The sequence below is a fragment of the Bdellovibrio sp. 22V genome, assembly GCF_030169785.1.
Classification (GTDB): Bacteria; Bdellovibrionota; Bdellovibrionia; order Bdellovibrionales; family Bdellovibrionaceae; genus Bdellovibrio.
The window spans coordinates 2,889,841-2,905,964 of sequence record NZ_CP125854.1 but is presented as its reverse complement, the minus strand read 5'-3'; the positions used below and the strand labels follow the sequence as shown (position 1 = coordinate 2,905,964).

Genomic DNA, 16,124 nt, shown 5'->3' with positions numbered 1-16,124 from the left:
AGAGTCTGCGAGTAGGAAAACATACTGCAAATAGAGTAAAACATCTCTTCTAAAAATACAAAAGACACCTATATACTTAGGTCTATAGGGAGTTATTGATCATGTCTCAGAAGACCGAACCCGTCCTTGTTGTTGCTGCAGTGATTCGGCGCTATGCGGACCCCGAAAAGAAGATCTTAGTCGTGCGCCGTGGGCCAGAACAAAGTGGCGCGGGGTTTTGGGAGTTTCCCGGAGGCAAAGTTGAAAGAGGCGAGTCGCCAGAGCAAGCGCTGATCCGTGAGATCGACGAGGAATTATCGCTCTCTATCCGCGTCGGAGATTTATTAGGTGAGCAAGATTTTGCTTATCCGACCAAGCTTATTCGTTTGCGGGTTTATTGGGCTGAAACCGATCAAGGGGATATTGTTCTGACCGAGCACGACGCCTTTAAGTGGTGCAAGTCCGAAGACATCGTCGTTGACGAGCTCTCCGCGGCCGACAGGCCTTTTGTGCAGATGATTCAAGGGAGTAAGTAAGAGCGCTCTTCCGGAGTCGGCAGTCGGCAAAACTCTCTTTGACCAAACCAGGCATAGCGATTTTTTGCGATAATACGATAAAGGAAATCGCGCAGGGGAGCGGGAATAATCCACGCAATGCTAAAGAGTTTATAGACTCCGCCCAGGCTCGTAAGAATTTTGAGAATAGCGGCCGACCGATAATAAATTTTGCCTGCCTCAAAGTAGATCACTGTATCAAGTTTGACCCGGTCTTCTTGCGGCAAAACGTCTTCGGCCGTCGTCCCTTGTAGTGGCGCAAAAAGCAAAAGGTGAGCTTTGTCCCGGCTGATCACAGCATCGACAAAACCATTGCAAAGGTGACAGACACCGTCGAAAAAGACTACGTTTCTCATTTTTAAGTCCACCTTTTCCATAGCAATTATAGGCTACAGTCTTTATAATAAAGGTTCAAGTTGAGGAGTCTGGTTCGCATGGAAGTCTTTCTTTTTCCACTAGTCAACGTGACTTTGTTTCCGAGGACGACGAAGCCCCTCAATATTTTTGAGCCGCGCTACCTTTCTATGATTAAGGAAGCCGTGCAAACTCAAACACCTATTGCTCTCGGATATATTGAAGACCCGTCTAAAGTCTCATCCGTTCGCCCGGGAGAGAAAGTCCCCTTCGTGCGTGAGATCGCAGGATACGGTTACGCGCAAATCATTGAAGAGCGAGTGAACGGGACCCTTTTGATCTTTTTGCAGGGGCAAGGCAAGTTACGTTTGGGAAAGGTCCTTGATCGCGGGACGCCTTACATTATTTGCGAAGGACAAATCATTCCGGAAAAAACAATTCTCGAACCTGAATTTAAACCGGAACTCGATTCGCTTTATAAGATTCTTACAAGATGGATTCAAACTCATATCCCAGAGCCTGCTCAGCGTGATCTTTTCATGCGCAGCTTAGTGCATCCCGAAGAAATTGTCGGAAGCTTCGCCTCTTATCTTGTGCGTGATTACGATCTGCAACAGATGGTTCTTGAATACGACGACATCAACGACAAAGTTCATTTCCTTCATCGTTTGATGGAATCAAACGAACTTACAACCTAACAGATTCGCTGCGCACGAAGAAAACCCATTGCAACAAAATCACCCAAATAGTGTGCGCGAGTGCCAAATGCGCGATTTTCATCCACACTGGAGCGTGAAGCAAAAGGGTCGCAATTCCAAAGACAATGCCCGTGATCAAAGTTAAAGCCATTTGATAAGACCGTCTTTGAATTAAAAGAGACTCTGCCGTTTGCGCTTTCACCCAGAAAAAGAGCGCCAGTCCACCTCCGCCTAGAAGAGCTAGAAGTGGATGAAGGCCTCTCAGGCGAATGAGAAAATGCGACTCGCCGGAGAAATCCGCCATGAAGCCTTCCCAAAGATTGTCAGTCGGAAAAAGAGAATTCGAGAGGGACGCCCAAGCTCCAGTGATGCCGATTATGACAATCACCCAAGGAAGAAGCCGATAACGGCGGTCCGCTTCAGAAGGTTTTTTAAGATCTTCCTTTAATGTCGCCGCAGCGAAAGCTAAAGCGACGGCCCCGGTGAGCATAAAAGAGTTGATCTGATGAAGAGCCATAACGAAAGCTCTGTAAGGAGTGTCGTTCGTTGTAACAAGTTTAAAGAGGACGAGTTTTGCGCCGAGCAGAGCTTCCGTGATTGTAAAAATCAAAGTCGCCAGAGCGGCTTTGCGTACGAAGTGAGTCTTCGGATAGATTTTGCGCGCAACCCACCAAAAATAAATCACGACAAAACCGTAAATTCCCGACATCAAGCGGTGAGCGTACTCGACCCAAGTTTTTCCACGTTGCGCTTCCGGAATGAGCTGGCCATGACATAAAGGCCATGTATCGCCGCAGCCGTCTCCGGAATGAGAAATGCGCACCCATGCACCCCATAAGATGACGAGCAGGGTGTAAAACAAAAGGCCAAATGCAAGTTTCTTGTATTGAGGTTTTGTCATAGGCTTAAAGGGATATCATGATGGTCAAAAGGGGTCAATGTGAGGGGCCTTTGATTGACTTCCAATCCCAGAAAAGAGTTTAATAACGCTATGTCAGAAGCAAAACAAAACCAGCATCATCACTCTCATTCACATTCGCATGGTCACCATCACCACCATGGTCATGGCGATGTTTTAGGCCGAATGAAGATGGCGTTGGCGCTGAATTTGGGATTTGCTTGTATCGAACTTGTTGGAGGATTGTGGACCAACTCCGTTGCGATCCTCAGTGATGCCCTTCATGATTTTGGTGACGCGATCGCCGTCTTGCTGGCGATCTTCCTCGAGAAATTTTCGCATAAAAAAAGTGATGGCAGTTTTTCTTACGGGTACCGTCGTTTCTCCACCTTAGGGGCGGTGATTACCGGTGTGATTCTTGTCGCGGGCTCCATTTTCATTCTTATCGAATCCGTTCCGCGCCTGCTTGTGCCTGAGCAGCCTCACGCAAACGGCATGATTCTTTTGGCGTTCCTCGGTGTAGCCGTGAACGGTTTTGCCGCTTATCGCGTATCCAAGGGCGAATCTTTGAACGAAAAGATGTTGATGTGGCACATGATCGAAGACGTCATGGGTTGGGTGATGGTGTTAATCGGCGCGATCGTGATGAAGTTTTTCGATATCCCCGAGCTCGATGCGGGGATGGCGATCGCTTTGGCGGCGTGGATTCTCTATAATGTTTTCAGAAACCTGCGTGAAGCTCTAAAGGTTTTCCTGATGGCTTCTCCGGCGCAAATCGCGGAAGGCGCGGTCGAGGCTGCGGTTCGAAAAATTCCCAAGGTCGTCGATATCCATCACGGACATTTATGGTCTTTGGACGGTGAGAATCATATTTTCACGGCTCACGTTGTTCTTGCGGATGGCTCCACCATCGAAGATATGGAAAGCGTGAAGGTGCAAGTCAAAAATCTGGTGAAAGAATTCGGAATCGTCGAAGCCACGATCGAAACTGAAACTTTCAGTGCTTCTTGTGTCGATCCCGAACACAAGTAGGATGCCAAGGTCCCATCTTGAGATATGAGTTTTTCACGGCGCCTCACTTTCTCACTCTGAGACGCTGTTAAATTTCAAATTATTTATAATCTCGATTTTGTGCAAGTTTTCGTCCTTTTCTGCCGATAAGAAAACCAGGAAAAGTAAGGAAACATTTATGCTTAAGTCGGTACGTAACTCAGCAGGTAATGTTTTGTTGCAAATCTTGGCTGCCACCGCCGTGATGAGTACTTCTTTTTACTTCCTCACGAACTACGTGATCGGACAGAAGGAGCAAGTAGGGAAAACGGCCAACTTGGTCAACCTTCGTTTTGCGCTCAACAGTGCTATGGATTATGTGATTTTCGGAATTCGTCAGAAGTACTGCTTCACGAATGACGATATGTTGTTGAACGATACTCCCGAAAGATGCGGTCTTAAACACGACGGGAACGTCGAGCGCATCATTATGTCCAAAGAAACAGAACAATTTATTCGTAGCTTGGGCAATAACGATCCAGACATTCGCATGCAAAGAATGTATCGCTACCTTCGCGTTTCCGCAGCTACGGAAAAACATCCCATGTTTCCGGTTCTTCGCCAGCTTAAAATGGTAAAAGGAATGGATGGCAATCCTCTGAAGGTGGATGGGATTGCTGTGGAGATTTCTCGCGACGAAGGTGCGTATTTGCCGAAAGCCGGTAAAGAAGTTTATTTAAAAGTCAAAATCTCTCTTAAAGCCAACCGTGACATCGTAGACCCTTTGCAAGTGGGCTCGACGAAGCTGACTCTTGAATCACAAATCGTCATTTATCCGCGTGAGGTGGGTTCCTTTGCGTTGGTTGTGCCTAACGATTTGCATCTGGATACACAGTGGGATGCGAAGATGGATCCGGGCGACATTTCGTTGCATAAATTTGACAGCAAAAAAGAATTGGGTAAAAGCCAAGGGCTTATTTTTCAAAGCCCGGTTTTCGTGAATCGCAATATTCACTTGCCACAAGACGTAGCGCCTGAGGGAAGCGACGTGAGTGCGTTGCCTTATGCGGGTGTCACTTTCGCCGACCGTGTTTATTTAGGAAACGGATGGGTTGTCTCTAAAGGTGAAAACTTTGCGCCTCGAACGGCCGGTGGTATGACGGATCGTTTCTGGTCTGACAATCGTACGTTCGGTGGATTCCTTAAAGGTATTGAGAATGACGGCGGTTTGGATTTGGGACTGCAATACTTTGCGGGAATTCTTAATGCCACTCAGCCGAGCACGGACTTGATGTCGCGGTGTATTCAATTGAGTTTGCAAAAGGCTTCGAAAGAAAATCTTTATAGATCAGAACTGGCAGCGAATCTTTTAGATTCGGAATACACGTCAGTAAATGACGAAAGCGAATTCAACTATCGTCTTTTCCTAACACGGGGAAACTATTTCTCGAGCCAAACCAATCGTTTGACTTCAAACACCATAGGCTGGGGAAGTGGAACAATTGATGTAGACGCCTCTGACTATAATGATGCGATGGTAAAAATTCGTCTGGATTTGGGTGATCGTTGGGTGGAAGCCCAGCTTCCTAGATCAGGTACGATCACACTAGTTCCTGAGGTTGGATCCGCAGCTCTCAAAAGCAGCTTAGAAAAAGCAGTGACAACGGCTAAAACGGCCTATGATGCTGCTGTTTCAAGTTATGATAAGCTGCTTAAAGACGTGGATGATCTTCGCAAAGATCTTTCAATTGCACAAAACAAATTGAAAGAAGAGGAAGCTAAGCCTGTAAAACCAAAAGCTTCGCCGTCTCCTTCGCCATCGCCGTCTCCAACAGCGTCACCAAGCGGTGGCGGTAAAGAGACTAAAGAAACGGAAAGCCAGATTGTTGCAGAGGCTTCCCCGACACCGACGGCGTCGCCAAGCCCTTCGCCTACTGCGGATCCTTCCATGTATCAAGATCCTGATGTGATTGCGGCACTGAAGGCGGAAATTTCGAGTTTGCAAAGCGCTATTAGTAACTATAACAACAACAAGTTGCCGGAACAGCAAACAGTCGTTAATTCGACATCTAAAACGTACGACGAAAAAAGAACGGCTTATAACTCGTATCTGAACATTGTTGCAAATCCGCCAGTGATCGAATTCAAAACGTCGCTTGTGCGTAAATATAGTTATTATTTGCAAGATAAGTTGAATCTTGACGTGACCGTTGAGAGAGCCCGAAATCTGATTGATAAAAACGGAAATCTGGTGGCTCCAGTCGTGGGGATTCAGGCTTACGACGGTACGTACTACCGTTCATCATCAATTACAGATCCGGCGAATAAAAAATTATTGGGTTACTTAAATTTCTCTTTCAATGCGGCTCAGACGCGTTTAGAAGCTCCGTACAACGTATCAAGAACTCCGAACACTTCAGCCTTGAACTTGGCAGAAGACAACACGGACTATGGTGCCTTGGAAGAAGAGTGTGAAAAGGCACGTAATGCGCAAAGTTCTCAATCCTTCGGTGGAACTGGATGGGCGACGAACTTCGCGCCAAGTACACGCACTTCTTGGAATTTTGCCGGAGGCACTCAGCCAGGTGTGATTCCGGGAGTAAAAGAACTTATTCTGGAAAATCGCACGCGTGCGAATGCCACATTCATGGTGTATTCGATTGTTGGAAAATGCGTTATTAAAAGCAGTTCTGATTTCATCACGGGTTTCTTTGCCTGCGATGAGTTGGAAATTGAAAAACGCACGACTCCATTAAGAATCATCGGTACGTTTATCGTATCAAAAGCGCGCATTGATAAAGAAGCTATTAAAGCCGGTATTACTTGGAGTTCCATCTATCACCCGCAAGCGACGCGGGAGTTGCGTAAAGCGGGAAATCCGGCGATTCTTTCCACGCAAACGGGTGTGAGTTGCGATGCGGCCCCTAAAGATCCGATCTGGCATCCGATTCCATCGGTACAGCAAGTGGCTGATCGTATGACATGTAATACAATAAGTCTTCGTGCGAAAGCGGATCCGTTCCAATGGACTGCTGTCGATCCTGACTGCGGGATGTTGCCAGGAGCTTCAAATACTTCTTGTAAGCGTCGTCTTGTTCGCTTCTTCGTGGTCGAGCAATCGCGTGAAGGAGGCATCTAATGAGAATAGGAAATAATAAAGGTCAAACAATCATAGAAGCCCTTGTGGGACTTGGTTTGATCACCATCGTCGGGTTCGCGTTTACGGGCGGTATGGTGCAACTTCGTAAGACGACGGCGAAAACGGTGAATTTTTCTTCAACAGAAAAACAAGTCAACGATATCGCAGAGAATATTAAAGCTGGCGTCGAAAACTATCAAATTAACTTTAACTACAAAGATGAAGGCACATCCAATGCCTTAGCGCTGGAAAATCTGCCGATGGCGTGGGACGTAGGTAAAGTTCTCCCTCGCAGTGAATGTAAGGAGTGCGCCGGAACGTATGGTTACACGATTCAGCCTTATGGCGACTATCGGGGACTTTATAAAGTGACGTTGCGTATGACACATAAAACGTGGTCTGAACCCAAAGATTATATTTTTGTGGTGAGTGCAAAATGATGACTTTAAATAGAAAAGGTTTCACAGCAGTCGAAGTTGTTGTTGGCGTGGGCCTGGTGGCCTTGCTGACATCTGTTATGGTGGCGACGCAGCTTATGGTGACGAAAGATCAAGCGAATCTAAAAGAGAAGCTTGAAGATTCGATCGACACCACTTTAGCTGAGCGAATCATCTTTCAAGATCTCAACAATGTGGATCCCTCTTATAATAATTTAACTGTGAAGGATGACGAAGGACGCCCGTTCTTCGATTACTATCCTGATATTCCTGCGAATATTTTGACGACGGAAGCTGAGCGCAACGTCAGCTTAAAGTTGGGTGGTCGAACAGAATTTTTTATTATGACTCAGGATACGACGGCGGGTGCAATTATGACCTATGACCCTCCGATGGCGTATTTAATCGGCAATCCTCCTGCGGATTTCAATACGTCGGCGACGTTAGAGTTTCAAAGTTTGAATAGAAATAAATCTGTGGAGACCTATCGAAAAAATTTCTGGGTGCCCGGCAAAGCATTGATGTTGGATACGCCGGCTCGTTTGCGTCCCGTGGAATCTAATGGTTCCGTCAATATGACGGTCGCGCCGCGAAGTCCGATTTTTGTGGGCGCAGTTCAGGGGCAGGCTCTAGCGATTGATCCTGTGATGAAGAGTCTACTTAATATCAAGCATCCCGAAACGAAGGCGGACATCAACTCCGCGGATGCGTTTTTGAGAACGCTGCCTTCCATTGGTGGTGGTCAACCGATTGTACGGTTACGTGCTGTGAAAATCGTGAAGTACTTTATTAAAAAATACGAGGACACGCGCCTGCAGACGACGCCAGCCAATCTCTATAAGTCGGTTTATGAGAACGGCCAGTGGAGTGAACCATTTTTAATGGCGGATAAGGTTGCGGAGTTAAGCTTCAAGCGCGATTCCGTACTTAAACGAATGATTTATTTTAAAGTTAAAAAAGTAGAGAAGAAAAAAGACGTACAGACGGCAGGTCTGTAAGTTTTAGGGGGACGTTATGGGGAAATCAATCAAATCGACAAGCTTGCTCGCGCTGCTACTTGCTTTAGGTTCATCCTCGTATGCCGCGGAGTCTGACAAAGACTTTCCGATGTCTGTGAATTCCACAACGTCAGGAGAGACGGTTATTTCAGCGCCGGCGACAGGTTTGGTGACCCGCTCAGGGAAGGCGACAACAATCGTTAAAATTAACAATTCTTGCTTTGGAACGAACTTGCGTGGTGTCGGAAATCCTGTGGCTCCAACGGCCATCATCAAAGGTGATCTTGTCGTTAATATCGGCGGGAAAAGTTATCCGATGAGTGTTGAGTATCCCGCGGCCTTGGTTGCTAAAGGTGGGTTGACGTCGAACGAACCTATTCGCGCTATGGACCCTGACAAGTTCAAAATCAACGGCGGCGGAAGCGCGGCTATCTGGGGGAACTCAGTCATTTTAAGAACACCCATTCCAGCAGGTGTGACCGTGGATTCTTCGGGTAATATCGCCGTGTCTGCCGACCGCGATGTTTACTTGGAGAGTTATTCGTTCTCGCAAATAGTTACTGAATGCGGAGGTCCTGCAGTCTATGGCGCTTATGGATATTCCTCTTACACTGCGACAACAAACTGCGGTGACTATATGGGAAAAAACGGTCCTCTTTCTGTGACATTCGGAGGAGTGACGATTTCACCAGATAAATCCAACGTGGATATCAACGTTTCATTCCCAGGACAAACGGGATTCTGTGGCGGTTACTGGTCGCCTTTAATGGTTTTCTTTGATGACAATCGTCCTACGTTTGCTAATACCACGGACTTTCCGTTAAACCCTATGGGAAGAACTTCTTGGCCTGAAGCCAATGCGCCAGGTTGGTTCGTAGCTCTCGATCGCGATCACTCGGGTAAAATCGATAAAAAGGACGAGTTGTTTGGTGACAATGCTTCTGAAGAAAACGGATTTGAGGTCTTGAAAAAGTTCGATTCCAATGGCGACGGATTTATTGATAAAAAAGATAAAGAGTTCAAAAAATTAGTCCTTTGGAATGACAAAAACGGTGACGGTGTTTCTCAGAAAGAAGAGCTGGTTGCGCTTTCTAAAAAGGTGATGAAGATTTCCTTAAACTACGAAAAGGGAATTGTGCAGCCTATCGGTCAAACAGCTGAAGCGCGTGAAAGATCTAAATTCTGGTGGAAAGAAAAAGGCAAAGTTCGTGAAGGTCAGGTTGTCGATATCTGGTTGGCTCCTGTGAATACGAAGCTCAGCCAAAGATAATCACCGCGCTAAAAGTTCCTGAATTTTCTTCTCTAAAGCCTGTGGCTTTTTGTCGTCGAAACCGCGATACAAAGCCGCAGGTTTTAAATTTTTATCAAAGACAAAAAGCGAAGGCAGAGCCTGGATTTTAAAATCTTTGGCCATCTCTTTGTTTTTATCCAGATACTGCGCAAACTCAATGGCTTGAGATTTTAAAAACGCATCCCGTTCTTTCGCATCATCGTCCTCGTTAATGCCGATAAAAACAACGCCTTGATCTTTATACTTCTTTTGCAGTCGATTGTAGTGAGGAAGGGCTTCCTTACAAGGCCCGCACCAGGACGCCCAGAAGTCGACAAGGACGACCTTTCCTTTCAGATCGCCCATTGATAAAGGAAGTGCCTGTTTGTTAAAAGGAACGGCCGTGAAGCGCCTAAAGTCGACATTAGGAATATTTTCCGCGAAGGCTGCTTTGGCAGTCGCAAGCCCACAAAGAATCACGAATAAAAATCTCAAGTTTGGATCCTCTCAATGTATTTCGTCAGAACGTCGCGCCCGCGAATCTTTGCTCCCATAACAGAAAGGAAAATGAAAACGCCGCCTGTTTTGCGGTCTAAAAAAATCATCTCACGGGGAGGCGTACGCCACGAAAAATGCCGGATAATTTGAAACACTTTTTTCGAAAGTCGTTGCGGCAAGTCCGTGTTTTTCCAGTCATAGGTGCCGTCAGGATGAATTTGCTTGTTCTTATTGCGCGAATCTTCGTAGGTAATAAAAGGCTCGACCGTTTCGAAGCAGAATTCTTCAAAAAGGCGTTTCAGCTCTTCGTCGTCTTTTTCACGAATAAAACGCAGGTCCAAGGCCGCCGCGGTGAAAATATCACTGCGATTTAATAACGAGCCTTTGATCATGCGGCGGTAAGGATTTAAAAATTCTTCCGGATAAGAGCGAGTCGCGCCAAAATCCAAAAGAACAAGCTGATCCCGTCCCTGAGGATCAATGCGAATACGATAATTCCCGCTGTGCGGATCGGTTTGCACGACACCCCATTCAAAAACTTCTTTGAAATAAAGGTCCAAGAAATTCAAAGCTAAACGATTGCGCCTTTCTTGCGGAAGACTTTGAATTAACGGGTCGTCGGCGCGCAGGCCCCGCTCAAACGTCGTCGCCAGAATTTTGGGTCCTGAGAATTCGCGCACAACGCGAGGAACAACATATCGGGAATCGTCTCGCAAACGATCATGAAAATCTTCGGTCAAGCGTGCTTCTAATTCATAGTCAGTTTCTTGCACCAACATCTCGCGAACTTCCGCAAAAACAGAATCCATATTAAAATCTTTTGGCAGAAGTTTTAACGTCGCTAAAAGAGTTCGAATGGCGCGAAGATCACTGTCAATGGCGCGATCGACGTTCGGGTACTGAATTTTTAAAACGATAGATTCGCCTGTGGTTTTGATGCGGGCGCGATGCACTTGCCCCATCGAAGCCGACGCCAAAGCTTCGCGCTCAATCTCTAACTGCGCCAGCTTTTCCGGCGAAAGATGTTTCTTTAAAGTGGGTTCAATAGCCTCCCATGTCAGGGGAGGTGAATCATTCTGCAGAGATTTCAAAAGCTGATTGGCCTCAGGAGGCAGGAAATGTTCTCCATACATCGAAAGCATCTGCCCGGCCTTCATCAGGCTGCCTTTTAATTCACCCAACTCAGAACTGATGATGGATGCTTGATTTTGCAGCAGCTTCTTCCAGTTTTGTTCGCGCTCTTCTTTGTTTTTAAGAGCGGATGCAACACTATGTTGCGCTAGATTCGCTCCTGCCTGAAGAGTCAGCTTGGCTATGGACATACTACGGGAAAACATCGACGATTTGATGCGCTCAATGCTCTTGGTTTGTTTTTTAACAGACTTCTTGTCGTCCATGCCCTTCGAATTTACCCGAACTTTGTTAAATGTTAAACTTTTATTATGGCAAAGCTGACGCTGTATTGGTTCCGCCGGGATCTTCGTTTGGAAGATAATGCCGGCCTTTTTTATGCGCTGAAAGAAAATGAAAATGTTCTTCCGCTTTTTATTTTCGATACTGACATCCTGAGTAAACTTGACGATTCCTCTGATGCTCGAGTGACCTTTATTCACCAAACTGTGACGGAACTCAAACAGGCGTTGCAAAAAAAATCCAGTGACGTGTGTGTGCGACACGGGAAGCCCCTCGAGGTTTTTAGAAATCTCCACGAAAAAATGGAAATAAAAGCCATTTATACCAATCATGATTACGAGCCGTCCGCGCGAAAACGCGATGCCGCCGTCGAGAAATGGGCGAAAGCACAGGGAATTCTATTCAAGACATATAAAGATCAAACGCTTTTTGAAAAAGACGAAATCCTGAATGGCAGCGGCAAGCCCTACACGGTTTTCACTCCCTACAAGAACAAAGTCCTTAAAACGTTGTCAGAGTTCTACTTAAAATCTTATCCCAATCACTTGTATGAAAGCTCTTACGCCAAAGTAAAACCGGAGAAAATGATCGCCCTTAATGATATCGGTTTTAAGGAAACACAGATCGAACTGCCGGGTAAAGAACTTAGTACAAAGCTTCTCAAAAACTACGCCCAAACCCGCGATCTTCCGGCTTTGCAACACGGGACTTCTCATTTGGGATTGCATCTACGATTCGGAACTCTGAGCATCCGGGAGCTGGCGCGCGAAGGCAGAAAATATTCCGCAACATGGTTAAGCGAATTGTTGTGGCGGGATTTTTTCATGCAGATCCTGTATCACTTTCCTCAAGTTGAAACTCAAAGTTTTCGTCCCGAGTATGACGAAATTTCCTGGAGAAACTCGCGGGCGGACTTGCAGCGATGGTGTGAGGGAACGACAGGATATCCTTTGGTGGACGCCGGTATGAGGCAGCTTAATACCACCGGGTATATGCATAACCGCGTGCGAATGGTCACCGCAAGTTTTCTTACGAAACATTTATTGATTCACTGGTACGAAGGCGAAAGATACTTCGCCAAAAAACTTTTGGATTTTGAACTTTCGTCGAACAACGGCAATTGGCAGTGGGCGGCGGGGTCTGGCTGTGATGCCGCTCCGTACTTTCGAATTTTTAATCCAGAAACCCAGGCGAAAAAGTTTGATCCTCAGTATGAATACATAAGAAGATGGGTGCCGGAATGGAATACGCCACTGTATCCGGCACCTATGATTGAGCATGCAGAGGCTCGAGGGCGCTGCTTGCAGGCTTTTACGAAAGTTTTAAAAAAGTAAGGGTGTTTTATGAAAATTCTGATGACGGGCGCTACAGGTTTGATCGGTCGTGAGGTTGGAAAAATCTTGGCGAGGAAAGGACATCATATCGTGATTGTCAGTCGCAGTCTTGCGAAGGCGCGCGAGATGGCGCCATTTCCCTGCGAAGTGATCAAGGGTGATCTGAGCGAAGGACCTTTGCGGGATGATCGACTTGAAGGCGTTGAGGCGGTGATCAATTTGATCGGTGAACCTGTTGTCGGTGAGCGCTGGAGTGAAGAAAAGAAAAAGAAAATTTTTGAATCGCGAGTCACTGGCACAAAAAATCTGGTTGCGAGTTTGCCCAACTCGTTACGTGTTTTCGTTAGCGGTTCAGCGATTGGCTATTATGGCCATGCCGGGAACGAAGTTATCAGTGAAACCCATGAGCCGGGACGAGACTTTCTTTCCCGCGTTTGTATTCAGTGGGAGAAAGAAGCGGCGAAAGCGCCCGGGCGTAAAGTTTTTATTCGAACAAGTGTCGTACTGGCTCCGCAAGGAGGCGCTTTAGAGGAAATGTTATTTCCATTCCGGGCCGGTGTCGGCGGTACTTTAGGAAACGGCTCTCATTGGATGAGCTGGATTCACCTGACCGATATTGCAAATCTTTTTGTTTTTGCTCTTGAAAACAACAATGTCGAGGGACCTTTAAACGGCTCCGCACCTGTGCCGGTCACGAATAAAGAGTTTTCCAAGCAGTTGGCGGCAGCCGTCGGCAGAAAACTCGGGCCGCCGATTCCGCTTGTTGCCTTAAAAGTTTTATTCGGGGAAGTCTCGACGGTGATGCTGTCTTCTTTGCGAGGCTCCGCGGAAAAGGCCCAAAGCTTGGGGTTCCAGTTTAAATACCCAACCCTTGATAAAGCGCTCACTGAAATCTGTGCGCCTTACAAGGTTCAAGAGGAGTTTTTTTATGCGGAACAATTCATTCCCGAGCCTCCTGAAAAAGTATTTCCTTTTTTTCAAGATGCGCAGAATCTGGAAATGATTACGCCTCCGACGTTGAATTTTCAGATTGAAAACATGCCCAAAGAAGATCTGCATAAAGGAGCGGTCATTGATTACCGCTTAAAGATTCGTGGTGTTCCGGTAAAATGGAAAACCGAAATTGATGAGTGGCAACCACCGCATCGTTTTGTCGACAATCAGGTGCGTGGGCCGTATCGCTTCTGGCATCACACGCACGAGTTTCAGCCTTTCTGCGGCGGAACCTTAATGGTCGACCGGGTTCGCTACAAACTTCCAGGAGGATTTCCCGGCTGGCTGGTGGCCAGTCAGTGGGTGCGTCAAGACGTTGAAAACATCTTCATGTTCCGCCGCCGTTACATCGCGACGATGGATATGCCTAAGAAAGAAAAATGATTATTGTTTGTTGCGCAGTTCCCGCAGATACGTGAACTGCTGGACATTGCGCGCTAAAAGAAACGGATTTACTTTCTTTTCAATCACAAGTTTCAAGGGAACGCTGGGCAGATCCAGGCTGCGTCGATTAACGAGTTCGTTTTCGTAAAGTTCAAGATCTTCATTGTCACCCGTGATCGGAGAATCATCATGATTACAAAGCATTTTGCAAAAAAGCAGGTTGGTCTCTGTATATTCATGAGTGCAGTAAACTAAAGTTTCGCCGGGAAGAGCTTTTATTCTTTGCAAGCTTTGATACATTTGTTCATAAGTGCCTTCGAAAAGACGACCGCAGCCAAGCCCGAATAGAACATCGCCTGAAAAAAGCCATTTCTTACTTTCATTCCAATAAGCCACGTGTCCCAAGGTGTGTCCCGGAAGCTCCATCACAGTAAATCTGTAATCAGCGAGTTCAACAATGTCGCCTTCTTTGACGAAATGATCGGCGAAGGAAAGCTGGTTTTTATTTTTCGCCGGAGCATAGACGGGGACTTTGAATTTTTCCATAAGTTTGCGCACGCCATTGACGTGATCGCTATGGTGGTGAGTGAGCAAGATGCCCTTAAGCGCATACGAGTTTTTGCGTAGGTAATCCTCGACATGCTCCGCCTCGCCTGGGTCCACAATCAAAGCTTCTTTACGGTCTTCGTTTAAGATCGCAAAGACGTAGTTGTCTTCAAAAATAGGAATGAGTTCTACGCGTTGAGCTTTCATAGAAACTATTCTCCTCCGTCTTCTATGCGGACACAAGACCTAGGTTGGATTGATTAATAACAATAACTGGTCTTGGTCGTATATGAGCGATGCTTTAACATAGATTCTTATATGAAGATCAAAGTGGAACTTGAAGGCAGAGACTATATCGAGGTGGAGTGTGAGGGAGATAATCCTCAAGCGCCGGGCGCCGTTAAAAAAGTCTCGTTGCTGGGGTGCTCTGACTTCCTGGGCATGATGCAATCCATGCGCAAGAATTTTGGCAAAGATCCCTCGAAGTGGCCGCTGCCCGAAGGTCATGATCATTCCAGTCTTTTGCTCAAAGAAATGATTTTAAAACTGCGTGGCGAATGGGAATTTCCTTATGCGCATGAAGAGCTTTGTCATTGCCGTACTGTTTCCGCTCACACCGTGGATCAAGCCATCATAGCCGGCGCCCACACGCCGGAAGTCGTGACTCGTCAGACCTCGGCAAGTACCGCCTGCGGTACGTGTCGTCCTGAAGTTCAAAAAATTATCAATTATCGTTTGGGAAAAAAATCCGCTTAAGACGTGGGTTTTTTAGGATCGTCTTTGCCCGTAAGGTCTTCGGTGATCTTTTCGGGGAATGTCCCATGTTTCAGATAATATTCTAAAAGAGGGCCTAATTTTCTGCGGCACGAGCCGCCACAGGGGCCAACCCCCGCCGAGGTGCTATCGAAGATTTCATTCAACGTCTGAGCGCCATTGAGGATGGCTTCCTCGATGGTTTTCCGGCTGACGTTATTGCAGCGGCAAATAATTTCGGTCTTTTTCTTCGCGCCCATAACGTAATTGTAATGCCACGCATCCGAAAAAGGTATTGGATGCCAGCCTAAGGTGCGGCGCATTACATTGCGTTGATAACTGGGGCGGAATCCTGTAAAACAGGTGTCCTTCTAACAACGGAGCTGAAATGGCTATTCCTACAACTGATAAACTTCCTATGACAATTCGCGGAAAAGCGATGCTTGAAGCAGAGCTTAAGAAGCTTTTGTTAGAAGAAAGACCCTCTGTGATCCGTGCAATCGAAGAAGCCCGTGCGCAAGGCGATATCTCTGAAAATGCGGAATATGAGTCTGCAAAAGAGCGCCAGGCGATGATTGAAGGCAGAATTGCTGAAATTCAAGGCAAATTGGCCGGTGCTGAAGTCGTTGATACATCTCTGATCAAAGCAGACCGCATCGTTTTCGGTGCTTATGTGAAAATCGTCGACACGGAAACTGAAGAAGAGTTCAGTTATCAAATCGTCGGCGTGGATGAAGCGGACGTTAAAAAAGGCATGATTTCAATCTTGTCTCCTTTGGCGCGTGCCCTTATCGGCAAAAAGTCCGATGACACGGTGACTGTACAAAGCCCTAAAGGCGACAAAGAGTTCGAAATCCTTTCTTTCGAGTACAAGTAATTTTTCTGT

17 protein-coding genes are annotated in these 16,124 nt (G+C 46.5%); 11 read left to right on the top strand and 6 right to left on the bottom strand.

Annotated features, from left to right (window positions below; all coding sequences use genetic code 11):
• The first annotated feature begins 101 nt into the window (after nt 1-101).
• Nucleotides 102-515 (top strand): (deoxy)nucleoside triphosphate pyrophosphohydrolase, encoded by a 414-nt coding sequence (locus tag QJS83_RS14035; protein WP_284605649.1) that lies wholly within the window; start codon nt 102-104, stop codon nt 513-515.
• On the opposite strand, the gene QJS83_RS14030 is transcribed toward QJS83_RS14035, so the two are convergent.
• The gene (locus tag QJS83_RS14030; protein WP_284605647.1) at nt 500-889 is read right to left on the bottom strand and encodes a thiol-disulfide oxidoreductase DCC family protein; all 390 of its coding nucleotides are present in this window, start codon (nt 887-889) and stop codon (nt 500-502) included. The two genes, QJS83_RS14035 and QJS83_RS14030, sit on opposite strands and share 16 nt — an antisense overlap.
• Before the next feature lie 78 nt (nt 890-967).
• Between QJS83_RS14030 and QJS83_RS14025 the strand changes: the two genes are divergently transcribed.
• Complete coding sequence (locus tag QJS83_RS14025) at nt 968-1,585, top strand: LON peptidase substrate-binding domain-containing protein (RefSeq protein ID WP_284605645.1); 618 nt, start codon at nt 968-970, stop codon at nt 1,583-1,585.
• On the opposite strand, the gene QJS83_RS14020 is transcribed toward QJS83_RS14025, so the two are convergent.
• Nucleotides 1,575-2,486 carry a COX15/CtaA family protein gene (locus QJS83_RS14020; RefSeq protein WP_284605643.1) on the bottom strand — a complete coding sequence of 304 codons (912 nt, stop codon included), beginning with the start codon at nt 2,484-2,486 and terminating at the stop codon, nt 1,575-1,577. The two genes, QJS83_RS14025 and QJS83_RS14020, sit on opposite strands and share 11 nt — an antisense overlap.
• Before the next feature lie 90 nt (nt 2,487-2,576).
• Between QJS83_RS14020 and QJS83_RS14015 the strand changes: the two genes are divergently transcribed.
• The 5 genes from QJS83_RS14015 (at nt 2,577) to QJS83_RS13995 (ending at nt 9,317) form a co-directional block, all read left to right on the top strand.
• Nucleotides 2,577-3,515, top strand: a complete 939-nt coding sequence (locus QJS83_RS14015) for a cation diffusion facilitator family transporter (protein ID WP_284605640.1) — start codon at nt 2,577-2,579, stop codon at nt 3,513-3,515.
• Between the two features lie 157 nt (nt 3,516-3,672).
• Entirely contained in the window at nt 3,673-6,612 is a 2,940-nt protein-coding gene (locus tag QJS83_RS14010) for a hypothetical protein (RefSeq protein WP_284605638.1), read from the top strand.
• Complete coding sequence (locus tag QJS83_RS14005) at nt 6,612-7,052, top strand: hypothetical protein (RefSeq protein ID WP_284605636.1); 441 nt, start codon at nt 6,612-6,614, stop codon at nt 7,050-7,052. The genes QJS83_RS14010 and QJS83_RS14005 overlap by 1 nt, the downstream gene beginning before the upstream one ends.
• Complete coding sequence (locus tag QJS83_RS14000) at nt 7,049-8,047, top strand: hypothetical protein (protein ID WP_284605634.1); 999 nt, start codon at nt 7,049-7,051, stop codon at nt 8,045-8,047. Before QJS83_RS14005 ends, QJS83_RS14000 begins: the two co-directional genes overlap by 4 nt.
• Nucleotides 8,048-8,063: 16 nt before the next feature.
• Nucleotides 8,064-9,317, top strand: coding sequence for an EF-hand domain-containing protein (locus QJS83_RS13995; RefSeq protein WP_284605632.1), 1,254 nt, complete (start codon nt 8,064-8,066; stop codon nt 9,315-9,317).
• Here QJS83_RS13995 and QJS83_RS13990 read toward each other — a convergent pair whose 3' ends face one another.
• Both QJS83_RS13990 and QJS83_RS13985 read right to left on the bottom strand, forming a co-directional pair.
• Nucleotides 9,318-9,812, bottom strand: a complete 495-nt coding sequence (locus tag QJS83_RS13990) for a TlpA family protein disulfide reductase (RefSeq protein WP_284605631.1) — start codon at nt 9,810-9,812, stop codon at nt 9,318-9,320.
• Nucleotides 9,809-11,212, bottom strand: coding sequence for an ABC1 kinase family protein (locus tag QJS83_RS13985; RefSeq protein WP_284605629.1), 1,404 nt, complete (start codon nt 11,210-11,212; stop codon nt 9,809-9,811). Before QJS83_RS13985 ends, QJS83_RS13990 begins: the two co-directional genes overlap by 4 nt.
• 45 nt (nt 11,213-11,257) lie before the next feature.
• On the opposite strand from QJS83_RS13985, the gene QJS83_RS13980 reads away from it, so the two are divergent.
• Complete coding sequence (locus QJS83_RS13980; protein ID WP_284605627.1) at nt 11,258-12,562, top strand: cryptochrome/photolyase family protein; 1,305 nt, start codon at nt 11,258-11,260, stop codon at nt 12,560-12,562.
• Nucleotides 12,563-12,571: 9 nt separating this feature from the next.
• Nucleotides 12,572-13,939: a TIGR01777 family oxidoreductase gene (locus QJS83_RS13975; protein ID WP_284605626.1), complete on the top strand. Its 1,368-nt coding sequence runs from the start codon at nt 12,572-12,574 to the stop codon at nt 13,937-13,939.
• Here QJS83_RS13975 and gloB read toward each other — a convergent pair whose 3' ends face one another.
• On the bottom strand, nt 13,940-14,692 hold the full coding sequence (gene gloB, locus QJS83_RS13970; RefSeq protein ID WP_284605624.1) for a hydroxyacylglutathione hydrolase: 753 nt from the start codon (nt 14,690-14,692) through the stop codon (nt 13,940-13,942).
• Nucleotides 14,693-14,803: 111 nt separating this feature from the next.
• Here gloB and QJS83_RS13965 point away from each other — a divergent pair, with 111 nt between their 5' ends.
• Entirely contained in the window at nt 14,804-15,241 is a 438-nt protein-coding gene (locus tag QJS83_RS13965; protein WP_284605622.1) for a (2Fe-2S)-binding protein, read from the top strand.
• Here QJS83_RS13965 and QJS83_RS13960 read toward each other — a convergent pair.
• A complete protein-coding gene (locus tag QJS83_RS13960) occupies nt 15,238-15,498 on the bottom strand; it encodes a (2Fe-2S)-binding protein (RefSeq protein ID WP_284605620.1) in 261 nt (86 codons plus the stop codon). The two genes, QJS83_RS13965 and QJS83_RS13960, sit on opposite strands and share 4 nt — an antisense overlap.
• Nucleotides 15,499-15,626: 128 nt before the next feature.
• On the opposite strand from QJS83_RS13960, the gene greA reads away from it, so the two are divergent.
• Complete coding sequence (gene greA, locus QJS83_RS13955) at nt 15,627-16,115, top strand: transcription elongation factor GreA (RefSeq protein ID WP_284605618.1); 489 nt, start codon at nt 15,627-15,629, stop codon at nt 16,113-16,115.
• Nucleotides 16,116-16,124 lie beyond the last annotated feature (9 nt).